Origin of the sequence: Lysinibacillus sp. A1 (assembly GCF_000801965.1) — a bacterium.
Classification (GTDB): domain Bacteria; phylum Bacillota; class Bacilli; order Bacillales_A; family Planococcaceae; genus Lysinibacillus; species Lysinibacillus fusiformis.
On sequence record NZ_JSZM01000013.1, the window covers coordinates 34,850 to 54,128 of the forward strand.

Annotated in this window: 17 protein-coding genes, 6 tRNA genes and 1 rRNA gene; 2 read left to right on the forward strand and 22 right to left on the reverse strand. The window is 36.1% G+C overall.

Annotated features, from left to right (window positions below):
• Positions 1–224: 224 nt before the first annotated feature.
• From PI85_RS12850 to glmS, 8 genes are all read right to left on the reverse strand, one after another.
• The gene (locus PI85_RS12850; protein ID WP_009374089.1) at positions 225–1,397 is read right to left on the reverse strand and encodes a D-alanyl-D-alanine carboxypeptidase family protein; all 1,173 of its coding nucleotides are present in this window, start codon (positions 1,395–1,397) and stop codon (positions 225–227) included.
• A 165-nt stretch (positions 1,398–1,562) separates the two neighbouring features.
• Positions 1,563–2,297, reverse strand: a complete 735-nt coding sequence (locus PI85_RS12855) for a sulfite exporter TauE/SafE family protein (RefSeq protein WP_009374090.1) — start codon at positions 2,295–2,297, stop codon at positions 1,563–1,565.
• Positions 2,298–2,318: 21 nt separating this feature from the next.
• On the reverse strand, positions 2,319–3,245 hold the full coding sequence (locus PI85_RS12860) for a F510_1955 family glycosylhydrolase (protein ID WP_009374091.1): 927 nt from the start codon (positions 3,243–3,245) through the stop codon (positions 2,319–2,321).
• Between the two features lie 12 nt (positions 3,246–3,257).
• Entirely contained in the window at positions 3,258–3,935 is a 678-nt protein-coding gene (locus PI85_RS12865) for a response regulator transcription factor (RefSeq protein ID WP_009374092.1), read from the reverse strand.
• A 16-nt stretch (positions 3,936–3,951) separates the two neighbouring features.
• Positions 3,952–5,259 (reverse strand): cell wall metabolism sensor histidine kinase WalK, encoded by a 1,308-nt coding sequence (locus PI85_RS12870; RefSeq protein WP_232735614.1) that lies wholly within the window; start codon positions 5,257–5,259, stop codon positions 3,952–3,954.
• A 94-nt stretch (positions 5,260–5,353) separates the two neighbouring features.
• On the reverse strand, positions 5,354–5,887 hold the full coding sequence (gene resA / locus PI85_RS12875) for a thiol-disulfide oxidoreductase ResA (RefSeq protein WP_036075026.1): 534 nt from the start codon (positions 5,885–5,887) through the stop codon (positions 5,354–5,356).
• A 39-nt stretch (positions 5,888–5,926) separates the two neighbouring features.
• Positions 5,927–6,637 carry a cytochrome c biogenesis CcdA family protein gene (locus PI85_RS12880; protein WP_009374095.1) on the reverse strand — a complete coding sequence of 237 codons (711 nt, stop codon included), beginning with the start codon at positions 6,635–6,637 and terminating at the stop codon, positions 5,927–5,929.
• Positions 6,638–7,157: 520 nt separating this feature from the next.
• Complete coding sequence (gene glmS, locus PI85_RS12885) at positions 7,158–8,960, reverse strand: glutamine--fructose-6-phosphate transaminase (isomerizing) (RefSeq protein WP_036121520.1); 1,803 nt, start codon at positions 8,958–8,960, stop codon at positions 7,158–7,160.
• Positions 8,961–9,525: 565 nt separating this feature from the next.
• On the opposite strand from glmS, the gene PI85_RS24440 reads away from it, so the two are divergent.
• On the forward strand, positions 9,526–9,747 hold the full coding sequence (locus PI85_RS24440) for a hypothetical protein (protein WP_144422562.1): 222 nt from the start codon (positions 9,526–9,528) through the stop codon (positions 9,745–9,747).
• On the opposite strand, the gene PI85_RS12895 is transcribed toward PI85_RS24440, so the two are convergent.
• The 13 genes from PI85_RS12895 to PI85_RS12955 form a co-directional block, all read right to left on the reverse strand.
• The gene (locus tag PI85_RS12895; RefSeq protein WP_036121523.1) at positions 9,733–10,248 is read right to left on the reverse strand and encodes a type 1 glutamine amidotransferase domain-containing protein; all 516 of its coding nucleotides are present in this window, start codon (positions 10,246–10,248) and stop codon (positions 9,733–9,735) included. The genes PI85_RS24440 and PI85_RS12895 overlap by 15 nt on opposite strands.
• 131 nt (positions 10,249–10,379) lie before the next feature.
• Complete coding sequence (gene glmM, locus PI85_RS12900; protein ID WP_036121524.1) at positions 10,380–11,732, reverse strand: phosphoglucosamine mutase; 1,353 nt, start codon at positions 11,730–11,732, stop codon at positions 10,380–10,382.
• 218 nt (positions 11,733–11,950) lie between these two features.
• Positions 11,951–13,027: a YbbR-like domain-containing protein gene (locus tag PI85_RS12905; protein ID WP_036121526.1), complete on the reverse strand. Its 1,077-nt coding sequence runs from the start codon at positions 13,025–13,027 to the stop codon at positions 11,951–11,953.
• Complete coding sequence (gene cdaA, locus PI85_RS12910) at positions 13,020–13,856, reverse strand: diadenylate cyclase CdaA (RefSeq protein ID WP_012296035.1); 837 nt, start codon at positions 13,854–13,856, stop codon at positions 13,020–13,022. Before cdaA ends, PI85_RS12905 begins: the two co-directional genes overlap by 8 nt.
• Before the next feature lie 149 nt (positions 13,857–14,005).
• Positions 14,006–14,632, reverse strand: coding sequence for an anti-sigma factor (locus PI85_RS12915; RefSeq protein ID WP_036121528.1), 627 nt, complete (start codon positions 14,630–14,632; stop codon positions 14,006–14,008).
• Between the two features lie 13 nt (positions 14,633–14,645).
• Entirely contained in the window at positions 14,646–15,209 is a 564-nt protein-coding gene (sigW, locus tag PI85_RS12920; RefSeq protein ID WP_004225410.1) for an RNA polymerase sigma factor SigW, read from the reverse strand.
• 133 nt (positions 15,210–15,342) lie between these two features.
• Positions 15,343–16,248 carry an arginase gene (gene rocF / locus PI85_RS12925; protein WP_036121531.1) on the reverse strand — a complete coding sequence of 302 codons (906 nt, stop codon included), beginning with the start codon at positions 16,246–16,248 and terminating at the stop codon, positions 15,343–15,345.
• A 185-nt stretch (positions 16,249–16,433) separates the two neighbouring features.
• A tRNA-Lys gene (locus PI85_RS12930) sits at positions 16,434–16,506 on the reverse strand.
• Positions 16,507–16,518: 12 nt separating this feature from the next.
• A tRNA-Gln gene (locus tag PI85_RS12935) sits at positions 16,519–16,593 on the reverse strand.
• Between the two features lie 14 nt (positions 16,594–16,607).
• A tRNA-Tyr gene (locus tag PI85_RS12940) sits at positions 16,608–16,691 on the reverse strand.
• 18 nt (positions 16,692–16,709) lie between these two features.
• A tRNA-Val gene (locus PI85_RS12945) sits at positions 16,710–16,785 on the reverse strand.
• Positions 16,786–16,857: 72 nt separating this feature from the next.
• Positions 16,858–16,932 (reverse strand) — tRNA-Glu (locus PI85_RS12950).
• Between the two features lie 110 nt (positions 16,933–17,042).
• Positions 17,043–17,119, reverse strand: a tRNA-Asn gene (locus tag PI85_RS12955).
• 266 nt (positions 17,120–17,385) lie between these two features.
• Here PI85_RS12955 and mbcS point away from each other — a divergent pair.
• Entirely contained in the window at positions 17,386–18,963 is a 1,578-nt protein-coding gene (gene mbcS, locus PI85_RS12960) for an acyl-CoA synthetase MbcS (RefSeq protein ID WP_036121533.1), read from the forward strand.
• A 111-nt stretch (positions 18,964–19,074) separates the two neighbouring features.
• Here the strand turns inward: mbcS and rrf are convergent.
• Positions 19,075–19,190: ribosomal RNA gene (gene rrf, locus PI85_RS12965) — 5S ribosomal RNA — on the reverse strand.
• Positions 19,191–19,279 lie beyond the last annotated feature (89 nt).

Consider the following 19,279-nt stretch of genomic DNA (forward strand, 5'->3'; position numbering starts at 1 on the left):
AATATCACTCCTCTAAATATAAATCAGATGTGTACTATTTTTTTAGTGAATGTTCCCTCATTTTTCTTGAATTCATTTCTCCTAGGTTTCCTAGAAAAAATATTTCTTATTTAATCTTAATTTACCCCAAAGTTATGCAAAAATTATGAATTGTAATTTGAATAAAATTATTATTTAACAAAAAAAGAATGAGGATAAAAATGTACCTCATTCTTTGTCTTAATTTATATTAATTTCTTCTTTCGAATAAACTTTAAATAGATGAATAGGACGAAAATAAACATTACGCTAAATTTTGTGTACACCGATGCATCCTGATTTAAATTCGAGTCCTCTGTGTCTTTATGAGTTACATTTTTATTTATTTTACTATTGGCATTTTCTAACTGAAAAGATGCGATAGTATCCTGATTTTGATTTAATAGCTCTAAATGACCCTTTCCAGAGATTCTTTGACTAACTGTTTCATGTTGTAAAACTATATAATCGAGTTTTTCTTTGGTCTTAAAGGACATTTCATCAATTTTATATATTTTTCCCATCGGAATATTCCTAGACTCAAAATTCTCAAATGCATAATCAAGAAGTTCTATTGTATCGTTATAGGCCATGTCTTCTGTTTGCGCTTTAAGCGTTACGACAATAACCGATATATCGTTTCTTGTTGCTGTTGTTATAAGAGTTATTCCTGATTCATCAACATATCCAGTCTTTCCACCCGTTATTCCTTCATAAGGTCGCTCTCTCATTAATTTATGATGACTATAAAGAGTAGTATCCCACGATTTGCCATCCCAATTAAGTTCCTTTAGACCAAAAATTTTACGAAACTCCTTATTTTGCATTGCGTATTTCGTAATTTTTGCTAAATCTTGTGCAGTAGTTTTATGATCTGGATCATATAGTCCATGGGGATTTACAAAGTTCGTATTTTGTATTCCAATATTCTCTAAATATTTATTTATACTAGTCGAAAACTGTTTTACAGACCCATCCAAATGCTCAGCAATAGCAATACCTGCATCATTACCAGAATTCACAAGTAAGCCTTGAATAAGCTTTCTTAGATTAACCTTTTCTCCTTCTTCTAAAAAAACCCTAGTTCCTTCAACTTCTCTAGCATTTTTACTAATTGTGACAATGTCTTCTAGGTTCCCTTTTTCAATTGCATATATTGCAGTTGCTATCTTTGTTAAGCTAGCAGGAGCCATCTTCTGATTTGGATTTTTTTCATATAAAATTCGCCCCGTTTTTTCATCTATTAATATAGCAGCTTCACTGCTAATCAAAGGAGATTCGACCTTCATTGCGCCATGAACTCTATAAACAAAATTTGAACCTAGTATTAAGAAGATTACTACTAAAATCGCAACCTTTTTTATTAAATGTGTTTCCATATTATTATTCTCCTCATAGTAATCTACACATGTATCTTAGAAAAAATATGTGGAGAAAATATGGAGAACAAGTTACGTAATCTAAACTTAACACTTGTAACAATAGTGATTTCTATTAATGTTTGAAAAGCAATGTACTTTTATTTGTTTCTAAATTATTTATATTTACATTCCCCAATAAGTAATTGTGTCAAAAATTCCAATAATAAAAAGAGTAACTCCGGCTATTTTTTGAATAAACCTACCTACTTTAATACTTTTCTTCATTACTAATCCCTTAATATCAAAGTACCATATAAAAAATAAGATGATGACAAGAGGTATTGATGTTGCCAATCCAAATATTGCAGGTAACACTAATCCATATGAAGTCGACATAACGGTTGGCATTAGCCATACAAAATAGAGTACAAACATTGTTGGACAGAATGCAATTGCAAAACTAGCTCCTAGAAAAAAGGAACCAATATAACCTTCTTTTAGTATAGTAGGAACGTTCTTTGAAATTCGATTTAATATTCTTAACTTTATTGTCCCCATTAACACAAGTCCGGTAAGTATTAATAGAGGACCAATCAATTTTCGGAAAACCGGAAAGAAATTAATTATTTTGTTTTCAAATGTTTGTCCAAATGCCCACGCCAACAAACCAATTGCACTATATACTATGACTTTACCCATAATAAACGAAACGATCTCTCTCCAATTACTACCTAATTGGATAGTACGATTACCATATAACGTAATAGCGCTAATATTTCCAGTCAGTTGACATGGAGCAAATGCACCTATCAACCCAAGGAGGATAGATATAATGATTGGGGAATGCTCATATGAATTTAAGAATACAGAAACTGGTTCACTTATGGTTTGACTAATTTGAGACATCAAATTATACATCTCAATCACCCTTCAATAACCTTATTTTATTTTTAATTCCCCTTCTGAAGCTAATTTATCCCACGATTCCCCTTCGTTCTTAGAAAGATAGAAGTTAAGATTATTTGTTACAAAAGTAATTTCTTCTCGATTAGTAGGATTAGAAGCGATATAAATAATTGGGTCTTGCATTATCTCGTTTGGGAGTTGTATATTTTTTTCTTCTTTACTATCCAATGAGAATGATCTAAGGGAAACAGAATTTGAGTCATAGTTTGTATAGTAACCCCCATTCTCATTTAAAGTTACGTATGTAACCATTTGAGTAGACTTAAGTAATTTAAAGTTAACTCCATAGTCATTCGAAACAAAGATTCCATCTTTACTACCAATTGCAACTATTTCTTTTTTGGAAGGGTGAGCTGATAAATTAGAAACAAACTCGGAATTAAAGCCATTCATAGCTGATTCAGTCCAAGACTTCCCTTCATCAATTGAATAATGCAATCCACCACTCATATTCTCTGTAGGTGTTTCATTAATGACATAGATTGTATTCGAATCATAACCAGCTGCAAGATAATGAAAATCAATTTCGCCGTAAAAGGCTAATTGTTCTAGATTTGCTCCTTCATCTGTACTTTTTATAACTCCTAAAGGGTTTTTAAGGTTTGAGCCTTCCTCAGGATGTCCACTTGAATAGAAGCCATCTTTGACCGCCTGAAAGCCCATATAGTCATGTTTTTGGCTGTTCGCTTCTTCCCAACCCTTTACACCATATTTATACAATCCTCTATGTGTTGCAATTACAAAATCACTTTTACCATTTATATATCCCAAACCATGTATATGTTCAATTTTTGGGTTATCCACTTCTTCAAATGAATAACTATCTTTTTCTTTTGAATTACAAGCACTTAAAACTAAAACAATAACTAATAGACCTAACCAAATTTTGTAATTTTTCATACTTTTCTCCTTTTAACTCCATTTATACCCTATTCCCCAAACCGTTTTAAGGAACTCATCGGTAGGAAAGTCAGATTTACTTAATTTTTCTCTTAGATTTCTTATATGTGAATCAACAGTCCGCGTATCTGTATCTGTTTCATATTCCCATGCAGCATGCAGTAATTCCTCTCTTGTAAATGTCTTAGAAGGTCGAGATATTAATGCTTTTATAATTAAAAATTCTTTTAAAGTAAGTTGCACACTTGAATTTTGGTAGTGTAGAGAATATGTTTCTTTATCTAAAACAAAATCTTTAAAAGTGATATTTTCATTATCCTTTTCAAATCCGACAATTCTACGCAAAACAGCATTGATTCTTGCTATTAACTCTCTTTCATCGAATGGCTTGGATATATAGTCATCTGCACCTAATAAAAGTCCCTTAGCTAAATCAGATTTATCAGCTCTTGCAGTTAGCATTATAATGGGTACTTTTGAAAATTCACGAATAGATTCACAAACATCCCATCCATCCATTTCAGGCATCATAACATCTAATAAAACGAGATCGATATTTTCTTTCTTAATTCTCTCTATTGCCTTTATTCCGCTCTTTTCTTTAATACAGGTATATCCATGTGGAATTAAAAATAATTCGACTAAATCGAGCATTCTTTCTTCATCATCCACAATCAAAATTGTCTGCATATTTAACCTCCATGTGTTATATGATCACCGTAAATGTACTTCCTTCTCCAAGTTTACTTTTGACTTCAATGGTACCATTGTGTGCTTCTACTAATTCCTTCACAACAGCAAGTCCAATTCCTGAACCACCATATGCACGAGAACGTGATTTCTCAACACGATATAGCTTCTCAAAAATGAAGTCAATTTCTTCTTGTGGAATGCCAATACCTGTATCAATAACCTCAATTCTTGTTTTCCCTTCATTTTTACAAGCCTTTAATGTTACCTCTGTATTTTCCTTTGAATATTTCAAAGCATTATCCAATAGGTTTATGACAATTTGCTCTAAACGTAATGGGTCAGCATATATTTGAAAATCTTCAGTGCAAACAAAGTTCAACTTAATATTCTTGAGATCATATGAAGGAGCAACAAGTTTACATATTGCTTCGAAAAAATATCGAGCAGAGAAAGATTCTTTCATGACAGTAAATGTGTTTTCGTCCATTCTAGCCAAGTCTAATAAATTTTTTACCAATTCCTTCATTCTATTGGACTCTTCAACAATAATTTCAAGATACTGTTCTCTTTGTTTCTTACTTAGACTCTCTCTCATCGCTACTTTTGAATATCCAATTAAATATGTCAACGGTGTACTTAATTCATGAGCCACTGACGCCAGAAATTCATTCCGGTCTGTTTTTAAACGTTCTAAATCATTGGCTAATTTCTGAATTGAACTTGCTAACTCACCAAGCTCGTTTTTACTTTTAATTGCAAGCTTTACATTAAACTCACCTTTGCTTAATTTCTCTGTTGCCTCTTTCATCCGTATTAAAGGTCTTGTTATAACTTTTGACAGAACCGCGTAAACAATAAAAAGTACAATAAAACTTGTAGCACCTGCCATACCAAAATGTTCAGTTAATTCATGAACCATCTTATTAAGAGAACCAGTACTTTGTAGCATTAAAACGTATCCAGATTGATTTGTATTTGAGATATAAGGATGCACACTCATAATATAAGGGGATTCTTTCCAGTTAGAAGTCAATAATTCATCTGTTTCTACGTCTACGTTCTTTATTAAAGAAACTATTTGTCCACTTAAAGATTCACTAATATCTGAACTACCAATGATATTTCCTTTATTATCGGTAATGATCACCGCACGATCTTTACTTTTTTCCATCAAAACGATATGTTTTATTGTAGTTTCAGAAAAATTTTCAATTAAAACATCTCTATGATTAGCACCATTCGCCAATAATGTATAATATTCTTCTTCAACTCTCGAATTAATTATATTTCGATGAAGATAAAACATAAGAAATAAATCCATTATTAGCACTACAATAAAAAAACACGATGCTAATTTTGTAGAGATTTTGTTCACTAATTTTTTCACCTCTCTTATTAGTCTAAAAAATTATTACTTAGTCTGGTAAAATTTGTTCCATGTAACTCTTTATATCCTGTTCTTTCATTTCTCCAGTGATTATTTTTTCTATTTTACCCTCTGAATTAATAAGAATAGTCGTTGGTAATGGATTTATATTATATGCTTCCATTACACTTTTGTTTTTGTCAATTAATACCGGAAAAGTTAAACCTTTTCGGTCAATATAATTTTGAACCACGAAGTCGGATTCTGCTATATTTATAGCTAATACCTGTATACCTTTTTCTTTATATTCCTTATAATATCTATCTATAATTGGGAATTCCCTTTCACAGGGTTTGCACCAAGTCCCCCAAAAGTTTAAAAAGACACCTTGTCCTTTGTATTCCTCCAAATTATGTTTATCACCATACATATCAACTAGAGTAAAATTTGGAGCATTATCCCCTATTTGTAATACTTCATTTTTTTCTTTAGTTAAAGTTGTATATACTGTAAATAATATTGCCCCAAATAATACAATTAATATAATTGAACGCATAAGAAATCGTCTCTTTTTTTTATCCATAATTAAGTTTGGTTCCTTCCCCTCTTATATGATATAAAACTAAAAGCCAGTAAATCCTCCAAAAATAGGTGTTAAAAACGCAATAATTTTAGTCATCATATCAAAGTACAATAAAACCCCCATCAGAATCATTATTGCACCACCTATTTTCATAAACAGTCCATTTTTTCTTTGAAGAAACTTCATTTTTCCAATAAATAAGGACATTATTAGGAAAGGTATAGAGAAACCTAGCACATAAAATAACATGTACAACATTCCTTGCCCGGGGTTAGACACTCCTAAAGCTATTACTCCGGCAAGAATTGGTCCAGTACAAGGTGTCCATCCAGCTGCAAAACCCATACCAATAAGTACTGAGCCAAAATATCCTTTGGGCCTTTTTTTAAAACTAATCTTTTTTTCCGATTGTAAAATATCGAATTTAAAGAAACCTAGAATAACTAATCCAAAAAAGACCATGAAAATTGCTCCAAATTGCCTTAGTAACTCTTTATACTGAATAAAAATCTTTCCGATAAAAGAAGTTGAGAAACCTAATGCCATAAAAATAATAGAAAAACCAAGTAAAAAAAGCAGGGTATGTATTAAAGACTTTCGTCTTAAGATCCCTTTCTCTTCTTTTAGTTCATTAAAGGATATTCCTGTTATATAAGATAGAAAAGCAGGATACAATGGTAATGAACAAGGTGATACAAATGATAATAATCCAGCCCCAAATGCAAGTATTAAATTTAATTGTTCTAACAAATACTCTCACGCAACCTTTCTACAGAACATTTAAAAATAAAGTATAGACTATAAATGTGGAGAATATATGCATATGTTGATACATATCAAAATTAAGAAGTTTATTTTTGATACCTTTCTACAACTCATTAATTAATAGCAATTTTTTTTTAAAAAAAGTTTTAATTCCTGCTCTAAGGATTATAATTCAACGGTAATAATGACAAAACAAAACCCTGGCACAGTAGACAATGTACCAAGGTTATTTTAATGTACCTACTTTATATATATATAGTTAGAAAAATGAAAGGTTTGAAAGCCATTTTGAAAAAACAAAAACCCTGATACAGCATCATACTGTATCAAGGTTTATCTTATTTATATACAATAATATAGTTAGAATCACTCATAGAAATTGTTTGAATATCCAGTATACAACTTTTTTGTCCAGTATAAGACTTTATTGTAAAGTATACAACTATTTTGTCTAGTATAGAACTTTATTGTAACTGAACATGAATTTTTTGTCCCGAATGAATAATTACTCAACCGTCACCGATTTAGCTAAGTTACGTGGTTTATCCACATCACAACGACGGTGGAGGGCCGCATAGTAGCTGATTAACTGTAATGGCACTACTGATACAAGTGGCGTTAGGTATTCGTGAACATGCGGAATGACTAAACGGTCTCCATCCTCATCGATACCAGCCATTGCAATAATACATGGATATGCACCACGCGCAGCGACTTCTTTCACATTACCACGGATGTTTAGCCCAACTGATGCCTGTGTAACAAGTGCAAATACTGGTGTACCTTCTTCAATTAAAGCAATTGTTCCGTGTTTAAGCTCACCGCCAGCAAATCCTTCTGCTTGGATGTAAGAGATTTCTTTTAGCTTTAAGGCCCCTTCAAGGCTCACATAGAAGTCCATATTACGGCCAATGAAGAATGCGTTACGCGCAATTTTTAAGTAGTCCTCTGCGATGTCTTCTAATACTTCTTTTGAGTCAATCATTGTTTGGATACCGTTTGCGGCAATCGCAAGCTCTTGTTTTAAATCAAATTCTAAGCCTGTGCCATTTGCTTTTGCTGTTACGTATGCTGCTAAAGCAAGAACAGCAACTTGCGCCACATATGCTTTTGTAGAAGCTACCGCAATTTCTGGACCTGCATGTAATAATAATGTGTGGTCAGCTTCTCGTGATAGAGTTGAGCCAGGAACATTTGTAATCGTTAGTGTTGGGTAGCCAAGCTCTTTAATTTTTACTAGTACCTGACGGCTGTCTGCTGTTTCACCTGATTGTGTAATAAAGATAAATAATGGTCTTTCTGAAAGTAATGGCATATTATAGCCAAATTCACTAGAAATATGAACTTCTACTGGAATACCAGCCATTTTTTCGAAATATTGTTTACCAATGAGACCTGCATGATAGCTTGTGCCCGCCGCAATAATATATAAACGATCTGCAGCTCGCAATGCTTCTAAGATTTCTGTATCTATTGTTAGATCGCCATTGTCACCCTCATACGCTTGAATAATTTTGCGAATGACAGTAGGCTGCTCATCCATTTCTTTTAACATATAATGAGGATATGTCCCCTTTTCAATATCGCTCATATCAAGCTCTGCTGTATATGGTGCACGTTCAACTACAGAACCATCTAGTTTTGTAATTTCAACGCTAGCTTTGTGTACAATTACAACCTCTTTGTCGTGAAGCTCTACATATTGATCTGTCACTTGCAGCATAGCCATTGCATCTGAAGCAACAACATTGAAGCCTTCACCAATTCCAACTAAAAGTGGTGATTTATTTTTCGCTACAAAGATTGTATCTGCAGCTTCTGCATCTAATAATGCAAGCGCATATGAACCATGTAGTAAAGATAATGTTTTACGGAAAGCATCTGCTGTGCTTAAACCTTCCTTTACAAACAATTCTACTAATTGCACGATAACCTCTGTATCTGTATCAGATTTCATCGGAATGCCTTTTAAATACGTTTTTTGTAATAGATGATAGTTTTCAATTACCCCATTGTGCACAAGCGTAAATCGCCCTGATGCACTTTGATGCGGGTGAGCATTTAAACGATTTGGTACACCATGTGTTGCCCAACGTGTATGACCAATACCAATTTTAGCAGCAACATCTTCATCTACCGCTCCTCGTAAGTCTGCGATACGTCCTTTTTCTTTAAAAACAGTTACGCCTTCTTCATTACGTACTGCAATACCTGCTGAATCATAACCACGGTATTCTAGTTTCTCTAAGCCTTTTAATAAAATTTCCTTTGCATCTGATTCACCAATATATCCTACAATTCCACACATAAATTCTCGTCCTCCGATAATGTCAATTTAACGCAATGACAAAGTAGACCTCATCTATCGAATTTTTAGAATGGACAAGCATGCTTAATTTTTATATAAAATAAAACACTCCCGTACATGCAATCAAATCATTCAGCCATCTGAATGAGGCATTCGATATGTGAAGTTTTCTACTATTCATCTATTGCTTTACGATACCTTTTCCATTTCCTGTACATTCAATCGCTTAAATGCTTTCAAAATGAAAAATGACAATCGGGTATGTCGATCGGGAGGTATCCGCCGAATTTTCGATAAACCTCCACCTCGTCTGCTGAAGATCCATTTCGTCCAATTTCTTCAGCTCAGGCGCTATAATTGTTTTCCGATTTTACGCTCTCTTTCCTCCTTCTGCGTCCGTTAAAGAACAAGGTCGGACCTCGTCTTCAACTTCTCCATCATACTCAATCATATGCTATCCGTCAAACTTTCGTTATAAAAAATACCTAGTACTCTTGCTTTTTCGTGACAAATATGTAGACAAACAATTGTTAGTGGAGGCGGATCTGTAGAGTATGTGAGTGAAATGCTCAAAGAAGTTTTAAAGGAGATCGTATTAGAAAGCATTAATCGTTGCACAATGTATGGATATGAAATTGTCAAACAACGTACGATTATGGGCATTGAGGGTATAGCAGAAGGCATATTAATCTTGATCCAATCACAAATGCGCTCATCATATTTCCCAAAAGATAGCAAAAGACACAAGCCCAAACAGCTTGTGCCCTTTTTATTATTTACTAGCTAATAAATTTACTATTTCTCTATTAAAGGCAGGTAGGTCATCTGGTGTTCTACTTGTTACTAGTTGCTTTTGACAGACGAATACTTCTTCATCGTGGAATTTTGCCCCTGCATTTTCTAAATCTACTTGAATGGATTTATAACCCGTGGCGTCACGACCATTTAGTGTTTTTGCCGTAATTAGTAGCTGCGGTCCATGACAAATGGCAAAGGTTGGCTTCATATCATCCATAAAGGATTTTACAAACGCCACTACTCGATCATCGGCACGTAAGATATCTGGAGAAAAACCACCAGGTATAAACAGTGCATCAAAATCAGTGGCCTTTACTTCATCAATGCCTTTATCAATTTTTACTGTTTCCCCATGTTTTCCTTTTACTACTTTTCCTGCCTCTGTATCAATTGTTACTAGCTGATGTCCAGCCGCTTCTAAAGCTTCCTTAGGACTTATAAATTCACTATCCTCGAACATATCGGTAATAACTGTAGCAATTTTAGCCATATCTATCAAACACTCCTTGTTTATTGTGACTCCCTTTTACTGTTCCCCATCTTTTCTATTTCAAACATCCATTTCAAACAAGAAAAACTCGATTTCCTAAAAACGGAAATCGAGTTCATGTCCTATATTTACTATTCTGTTAAGCCCATTTCTGCACGTACAACATCTGCAATACGGTCAACAAAACGCTCACAATCTGTTTCTGTAGCAGCTTCCACCATTACACGAACAAGTGGCTCAGTACCTGAAGGACGTACTAAGACACGGCCATTTCCTGCCATTTCCGCTTCTACCTCTGCAATCACAGCAGCCACTTTCGTATTTTCAGTCACTGCATGCTTGTCTGTTACGCGAACATTGACAAGACGCTGAGGATAGATTTTCATTTCAGCAGCAAGCTCTGATAGCTTCTTACCTGTTGCTTTCATAATGTCGACAAGCTGAATACCTGTTAGTAGACCATCACCTGTTGTATTAAAATCTAAGAAAACAATATGCCCTGATTGTTCGCCACCTAAATTGTAATCATTAGCACGCATTTCCTCTACAACATAACGATCTCCTACTGCCGTTTGTATACTTTGCATACCATTATCTTCGACAGCCTTATAGAAGCCCATATTGCTCATAACAGTTGAAACAATTGTTTGCTTCTTTAAACGACCAACTGCATTTAAATACTTTCCAATAATAAACATAATTTGATCGCCGTCAACAATTTTACCGTTTTCATCTACAGCAATTAAACGGTCACCGTCCCCATCAAATGCTAGACCAACATCTGCATTCTTTTCCAATACAAACTTAGCTAGTCCCTCAGGATGCGTTGAACCTACACCATCATTAATATTTAGACCAGTTGGAGAAGCGCCCATTGTAGAAATGTCAGCCTCTAGATCCGCAAAAAGATGCGTCGCTAATGAGGAGGTAGCACCATGTGCACAGTCTAATGCTACATGGATACCATCAAATTCTTCATCCACTGTTTGTTTTAAGTATTGAATATATTTTTGTCCACCCTCGAAATAGTCACTTACAGATCCTAAATCTGCCCCTATTGGACGTGGTAATGTATCCTCTTGAGCATCAAGTAAAACTTCAATTTCCTCTTCTTGTGCATCTGTTAGTTTAAAGCCATCTGGACCGAAGAATTTGATGCCATTGTCCGCTACTGGGTTATGCGAAGCTGAAATCATGACGCCTGCATCTGCGCTCATAATGCGAGTAAGGTATGCCACACCTGGTGTTGAAATAATTCCAAGACGCATTACTTCTACCCCAATTGATAAGAGACCAGCAACAAGTGCACCTTCCAGCATCTCGCCTGAAATACGTGTGTCACGACCAATTAAAACCTTAGGACGGTCAGTTGCATCCTTCGTTAACACATAGCCACCTATACGGCCAAGTTTAAATGCAAATTCCGGTGTTAGTTCACTATTGGCGACGCCACGGACGCCATCTGTTCCAAAATATTTACCCATTCTACTTATTCTCTCCTTCAATGCAAGACTGTGTCATATTCATCCATAGACACTTGTCCGCTTACTTTTGGAAAAGTCTGCTTTTGTTTATTCATTGGTAATTTTTAATAGTCCACTCAGTTAGTTTGTCTGGTGAATATATTGCGGTCTACCCACCAAAACAAACTCCGGTTAGATTTTTGATTTAGAATCAAAATAAAATTATAGTCAGATATTGTTTAAGAATCAATATCTTCCGTTTCATCGGTTGGCGTATTTTTATCAGTAGTAGTACTATCATCCTTCACATCAGTTTCTTCAGTAGGAGGTGGCGGTTCCTCTGTAGAAGCTGGTGTTTTCTGCTCTTCTTCCTTCTCTACTTTTGTAATATCTGCCTTCACTTTTATTTTCTTATCAGATATTTTTGTCACACCATCTGGTAATTTTACATCAATTTCATAAGTTTTTGACTCTGTAATTTTTGACAGGTCCACTGTTATTGGAATTTCTGTTAAACCATCAATAATCGATTTTCTGCCATATACTTTAATCATTTTTTGCGTAAACGTTAAAGAATTGATCGTTATATCTTCCAATGCTTGCCCTGTTTCCCTCAAAACAACCGGGAGTTCTCGACTATATTCCCCAATATCTACCTGAACATTAACAGTATCAGGTTCAATTGTCACATCAAGCTTATTTAAGTCTCGATCTAATACTTTTACTGCCGCGTCCTGAGAGAAGGATTGCTTCAAGCCTGGCTCTCCAGCAACAGTTGCTTTTACATAGCTGATGCTTTCAATAGCACTTTTTGCACCTGTCACGTAAACAGTTGGTGGATCAGCTACCATATCCTTTAAAATATACCCTTCTTCGATTAGTCGAGTATTCATCTCAGGGTCCACTCGGAACTCTTTCGTGACCTTTTCCTCAATATTTACATGAATAGTTGCAGGGTCTAATGTAACCTTTAACTTATCAGAAATATTTTCGTATTGTAGCTTTACATCATGCTCGCCAATCAATAGATTACTTAAATCAACAAATACTGAGAAATCCTTTGTTGCTCTTGTTTTTATAACAACAGGCATTGGCCCTTTTATCTTCACATCTACTGTTTCAGGTAAACCTGTTACAATCAGATTCTCATTATCATAATAAACATCTACTGGCACATCACGAATAATATCAGTCTGTTCAGTGGTGGTTGTTGTATTGATTGGAGATAGCTCGGTACGAACTGAGAAAAAAAGCAAAAATGCTAAAAATAGCGCGATGATTCTTAATACCCAAGGGCTATCCATCATTTTATCCATTCTTTTTCCCCCTCCAAGTTAACTTAGAGGCTGCATTTGACTCTTGTGCTGATCCGAACCACATTTTTCGTAATAGTGTCTCGAACTCCTCTAGAGAAAGATTACGATGGAGATTACCATTCAACGTAATACTAATGGCGCCTGTTTCCTCTGAGACAACGATTGTAATTGCATCCGTAACTTCACTTAACCCAAGCGCAGCACGGTGGCGTGTCCCTAACTCCTTTGAAATAAATGGACTTTCAGATAGAGGTAAATAACAAGCTGCCGCTGTAACTTTATCTCTTTGCATAATAACCGCCCCATCATGTAGTGGCGTATTCGGTATAAAGATATTAATGAGCAATTCTGAAGAAATTTCAGCATTTAGACCTATACCTGTTTCAATATATTCATTAAGACCTGTTTCTTTTTCAATTGAAATTAACGCACCTATTCGACGTTTTGCCATATAACTTACAGATTTTTTCATAGCCTCTATAAGCCTTGTTTGCTCCTCGTCTTCTTGACTAGATGATCGTTGGAAAAGTTTACCTCTACCAATTTGTTCTAAGCCTCGTCTGATTTCAGGTTGGAAGATGATAATAATTGCCAAGAAACCAAATTCAATGACCTGCTGTAACATCCAGCCTAATGTTTGTAACCCTAAAAGGTCTGTTGCAATTCGTGCAATAATAATGACGAAAATTCCCTTAAGTAATTGGACAGCCTTCGTACCTTTAATGAGGGTTAAGACCTTATAAACAACGTACCAAACGAGCAGTACATCGATGAAGTTAATAACAATATTCACAGGCGTTAAATCTGTGAAATGTTCAATAATTTGCACGTGGCATCCCCCACTTTTCATTACGAATCCATACACATTCAAGTATAGCACATTCTTATCAAATGTAACTTTTTTCAAATAAAAAGTCTACTCATAAGAGTAGACCTTTCAGCCTCTCACGTGCACTATTTTTTAGGACGTATAGAGTGTTATTTAGTTTCTTCCTTTTCATCAAATGTCATGGCTGATTTTACAGAGTTTTTAATTGTATACCATAACCATTCAAATACTTCGTCAATTTCTTCAATTCTTCCTGAAACTACTGCTGAAGATGCCATGTATTGCCCGTTTATGACTGTGACGTTACCATCAACTTCTCCTTCAACAACCAAATCGCCATTTTTCACCACAATATCGCCCTTTACAACTTCTCCTTCAGGTACGATAACCGTTTGACCATCCACAACTAAATTGGGCTGTTTGGTCACAGAGAAATGCTGGTCATCCATAAAGCTACCGAGCAAGGTAGCACTCATAAATAAACAAAATACTGCTGCTGCCACAAAAAATGGATGTCGGCGTATCCATTTTTGTATGCCTACTCGACTTTTTGGTTTTGGTAAACGAGCCATTACTGCTGCTTCAAAATCCGGAGGCGCTGTAATATGGGAAGCACTCTTCACAAAGGCGATTGTTTCACTCAATTCATGCATCAACTGTTTACAATCATTACATGTATGCAAGTGTTGCTTTAACTCTTGCTCATGCTCACGACTAATGTCACCGTCTAAATAATCATGCATATAATCAATAATATGCTCTGGACAAGTATTCATGACGCTCCCCCTCCTACAGATTGTTTAACTGCTTACGTAATGCCTCACGTCCGCGGTGAATTCTCGTTTTCACCGTTCCAAGCGGCATATCTAAAATCTCGCTAATTTCTTGCAACGATAACTCTTCTATATATTTCAATACTATAACGGAACGGTATTTATCCGGCAAACGTCCAATTTCGTATTGAATGCGATCTTGCAGCTCCATTTGCTCTAACTGCTCCTCTGGTAGCTGGTCGTCAGCTGCGATTTGTGAATACATATCAAGCCCTTCTGTACCAGCTACTTCTGCATCTAAATAATAATCCGGTTTCTTTTTCCGAATACGATCTATACAGAGGTTTGTCGCTATGCGATAAAGCCACGTGGAAAACTTTCTTTTCTGATCAAAAGTATGCAAATTCATATATGCCCGAACAAAAGCTTCCTGAGCAATATCTTCAGATTCTTGTTTGTTACCTAACATTCGATAGCATACTTGGTACAGTTTGTGCTGATAGAGACTCACAATATCGGCAAATGCGTTTTGATCGCCTTTAAGCACTTGTTTTATTCTCTTATTTACTAACGCATCCATTGTGTTGACTTCTCCACCTTTACAACTGTCTTATACTATACGACCCATCGATAAGAAAAGTTTCGTTTTATTTCAATTATAGCAAAAGATTTTTATGCAATGTGGCAACAGGCAATTTTTTGAAAAATTTTCTTTAAACTAAAGTTTCTCCAAATAAAGATCCCATTAAAGCAACAGCTACATTTGCTGTTGTATTTTTCTCGTCTAATATCGGATTAACTTCTACAAACTCTGCTGAAGTTAACATTCCCGACTCTTGTAACATTTCCATCGCTAAATGACTTTCTCGATACGTAATCCCACCTGGCACTGGTGTTCCAACCCCTGGTGTATAAAGAGGGTCAAGTCCATCTAAATCCAGCGATAGGTGTAATCCATCTACATCTCGATCTTTTAAATAGGCAAGTGCATCTTCCATAACACGCGTCATGCCAAGTCGGTCAATTTCATGCATAGTGTATACTTTAATTCCCTGTTCACGAATCAAATCACGCTCACCAGGATCTACAGAACGAGCTCCGATAATAATAACGTTTTCTGGCTTAATTTTTGGCACATTAGTACGAATTTGAACTAAACGTTCATGCCCAAGCCCAATACTAACTGCTAAAGGCATCCCATGTATATTGCCTGAAGGTGTAGTTTCAGGTGTATTTAAATCTGCATGTGCATCATACCAAATAACACCTAGATTTTTATAATGTTCCCCTAATCCAGCAAGTGTCCCAATAGCAATACTATGGTCACCACCAAATACAAGTGGGAATTTTTTTTGTTCGACTACTTCATGTACGCTATTAGCTAAAGCCGTACTAACTTCTACTACTTCCTCTAAATTCAATAACTTTTCATCTACTGCCGCGTTTGCATGCTTTTGACTAACACGAATATCCCCTTGATCTTGTACCTCGTGTCCAATACTTGCTAAACGTTCAACAACGCCTGCATAACGAATAGCACTTGGTCCCATATCTACGCCTCGGCGTGTTTGTCCGTAATCTGTTGGTACTCCAATAATAGAAATATTAAGTTTATTCATGTTTTTATACCCCCTATAAGTTATAAGACTATTGTAAAGCCTACTTACCACTTGGCTCAACCCAACATAAATACGTATATTTATTCATTCTTAAATAGCATAAAAAAATCTCCTACTGTTTTCAGTAAGAGATTAGTTATCTGTATTTATTATATCACTTTTGAATATATTTTATTCTATAAAAGTGAGCCATGAAGGACTCGAACCTTCGACCCTCTGATTAAAAGTCAGATGCTCTACCAACTGAGCTAATGGCTCATAAAAGAAAAATGGCTGGGGTACTAGGATTCGAACCTAGGCATGACGGAATCAAAATCCGTTGCCTTACCGCTTGGCTATACCCCAATCATTTATAAAACTGGTGGAGGGGGACGGATTCGAACCGCCGAACCCTAAGGAGCGGATTTACAGTCCGCCGCGTTTAGCCACTTCGCTACCCCTCCGAAATAACACAAGAATAATGGTGGAGGATGACGGGCTCGAACCGCCGACCCTCTGCTTGTAAGGCAGATGCTCTCCCAGCTGAGCTAATCCTCCATAGAAACAGGTGTGTTATATCCCAGTTTATTTTCTTTTTAAAGCCTGTACATCATGATGATGTATTTTAATTGGTGACCCCTACGGGATTCGAACCCGTGTTACCGCCGTGAAAGGGCGGTGTCTTAACCACTTGACCAAGGGGCCAAACTTATGTCTCAAACAAGACAAGAATTATAATAACACTATTTCTACATTCTTGCAACACTTTTCTACATTTTTTATGTATAAATCCATCTTAAAAATGAGCAAAAAAATGGCTCCGAAGGCAGGACTCGAACCTGCGACAACCTGATTAACAGTCAGGTGCTACTACCAACTGAGCTACTTCGGAACAATACTATTCAAATCGGTCTTAGACAACCTCTTAAGTACATTTATTATTATAGCAAGCATTCTAAATAATGCAACACATTTGTGTAAAATATTATATTTTCTTGTCGAGGCTTTCTTAAATAGTACTTAGAATGCATAATAGTTCTCTATTAAATCTAAAATTTCTATTTTGTGTATTAATTATTCTTGCTGTATATTATTGCAATTGTTAAAATAAAAATAGTTTTATGAATTTTCTATCATTTTAGGGGGAGGAATGTTCAAATGGTAATAGAGGATTTAATTGCACCGGATGTTTATAACATCACAGAGGAATTAGAAAAGTTTTCGCAAGATAGTGAACGCCAAGCCATACGTTGGTTAAATACACAACAAGAGAGACAAACCGTTACTTACGTTGAGCTTGTTCAAAAAATGAATCAATACGCAAATGCCTTTACGAAGAAGGGGCTTCAAAAAGGAGATCGTGTATTAGTTATTATTCCTCGCCTACCTGAGGCATATTTTGTTTTCCTAGGCTGTTTAAAAGCGGGTATTGTTCCTATTTCCTGTTCAGAGATGTTGCGTGCAAGTGATTTAGAGTATCGCATGGAGCATTCTTCTGCTAGTGCGGTTATCGCCTATGAAGTATTTACTAGTGAAGTAGACAAAGTTTCGTCTTCTGTAGATGCTTTAAAAAACAAAATGGTCATCGGAACAGCTACAGGAGATTGGTCTTCTTTAGATGAATTGGCTAGCTCTCAGCCACATACATTTACGGCTGTTGCTACTAAGCGCGATGACATGGCATTCCTTTCTTATACTTCTGGAACAACAGGTAAGCCTAAAGGCGTCGTCCATTCTCATGGCTGGGGCTACGCGCATATTCGAACAGCGGCTGCACAATGGCTTTGTGTACGTGAAGGAGACTTAGTATGGGCAACTGCAGCTCCAGGCTGGCAAAAATGGATTTGGAGTCCGTTCCTATCTACTATTATGTTGGGAGCTACTGCCTTTGTTTATCATGGTGGATTTGATGCAAAAACATATCTTCAGCTGTTGCAAGATGAAAAGGTTAATGTTCTTTGCTGCACCCCAACTGAATATCGTATCATGGCAAAACTTGAGAATTTAAAAGACTATAATCTATCTTCTCTTCGTAGTGCTGTCTCTGCTGGTGAGCCATTAAATCGACCAGTCATTGAAACATTTAAGAATCACTTTGGTTTAAAAGTCCGCGATGGTTATGGTCAAACTGAAAATACATTACTCATTGGTACTTTGGAAAACACGGAGCTACGACCTGGTTCCATGGGTGTCCCAACTCCAGGTAATATTGTACGTATTATCGACAATGAAGGCAATGAGGCACCTGTTGGCGAGGTTGGCGATATTGCGATACACAAATCATCGCCAGCCTTGTTTAAAGAGTATTATCGTGAGCCTGAGCGGACACAAGCGGCATTCCGCGGTGAATGGTACATTACAGGTGATCAAGCAAAATGTGATGAAGATGGTTACTTCTGGTTTGAAGGTAGGGGCGACGATATTATTATCTCATCTGGTTATACGATTGGCCCATTTGAAGTGGAAGATGCCTTAAACAAACATGATGCTGTACAAGAGTGTGCTGTGGTAGCTGCTCCAGATGAAATTAGAGGGCATATTGTCAAAGCCTACGTAATCTTACGAGATGGCTATAAGGGACACAATGAAGATGAACTAATCAAGGAGCTACAGGAGCATGTAAAAGCACTGACGGCACCTTATAAATATCCTCGTAGTATTGTCTTTATCGATGAGTTACCAAAAACAACATCTGGGAAAATTCGTCGTATCGAACTACGAGCAGCAACTGTCTAAAATAGTAAGGAGGCATTTCATTCAAAGAAATGCCTCCTTACTTTATCTACTTTTTGGAATTTTAGACAGAAAAAAAAGCCACTACTGAGTGTATCAGTAGCGACTTTTTGCGCCTAGCGATGTCCTACTCTCACAGGGGGAAGCCCCCAACTACCATCGGCGCTAAAGAGCTTAACTTCCGTGTTCGGTATGGGAACGGGTGTGACCTCTTTGCCATCATCACTAGACTATAGTCGGCTTTCAATATACATCGTATTTCTTCGTCAGCTGCTGTCGTTCAGTCAGTCACGTACTTGAGTACGCTCCTTCCCTCTCT

Excerpts from the sequence above, each read along its gene's own strand:
- PI85_RS12850 (WP_009374089.1), bottom strand. The coding sequence starts at position 1,397 with ATGGAAACACATTTAATAAAAAAGGTTGCGATTTTAGTAGTAATCTTC.
- PI85_RS12855 (WP_009374090.1), bottom strand. The coding sequence starts at position 2,297 with ATGTATAATTTGATGTCTCAAATTAGTCAAACCATAAGTGAACCAGTT.
- PI85_RS12860 (WP_009374091.1), bottom strand. The coding sequence starts at position 3,245 with ATGAAAAATTACAAAATTTGGTTAGGTCTATTAGTTATTGTTTTAGTT.
- PI85_RS12865 (WP_009374092.1), bottom strand. The coding sequence starts at position 3,935 with ATGCAGACAATTTTGATTGTGGATGATGAAGAAAGAATGCTCGATTTA.
- PI85_RS12870 (WP_232735614.1), bottom strand. The coding sequence starts at position 5,259 with ATGGATTTATTTCTTATGTTTTATCTTCATCGAAATATAATTAATTCG.
- resA (WP_036075026.1), bottom strand. The coding sequence starts at position 5,887 with ATGGATAAAAAAAAGAGACGATTTCTTATGCGTTCAATTATATTAATT.
- glmS (WP_036121520.1), bottom strand. The coding sequence starts at position 8,960 with ATGTGTGGAATTGTAGGATATATTGGTGAATCAGATGCAAAGGAAATT.
- PI85_RS24440 (WP_144422562.1), top strand. The coding sequence starts at position 9,526 with ATGCTCAAAGAAGTTTTAAAGGAGATCGTATTAGAAAGCATTAATCGT.
- PI85_RS12895 (WP_036121523.1), bottom strand. The coding sequence starts at position 10,248 with ATGGCTAAAATTGCTACAGTTATTACCGATATGTTCGAGGATAGTGAA.
- glmM (WP_036121524.1), bottom strand. The coding sequence starts at position 11,732 with ATGGGTAAATATTTTGGAACAGATGGCGTCCGTGGCGTCGCCAATAGT.
- PI85_RS12905 (WP_036121526.1), bottom strand. The coding sequence starts at position 13,027 with ATGGATAAAATGATGGATAGCCCTTGGGTATTAAGAATCATCGCGCTA.
- PI85_RS12915 (WP_036121528.1), bottom strand. The coding sequence starts at position 14,632 with ATGAATACTTGTCCAGAGCATATTATTGATTATATGCATGATTATTTA.
- sigW (WP_004225410.1), bottom strand. The coding sequence starts at position 15,209 with ATGGATGCGTTAGTAAATAAGAGAATAAAACAAGTGCTTAAAGGCGAT.
- rocF (WP_036121531.1), bottom strand. The coding sequence starts at position 16,248 with ATGAATAAACTTAATATTTCTATTATTGGAGTACCAACAGATTACGGA.
- mbcS (WP_036121533.1), top strand. The coding sequence starts at position 17,386 with ATGGTAATAGAGGATTTAATTGCACCGGATGTTTATAACATCACAGAG.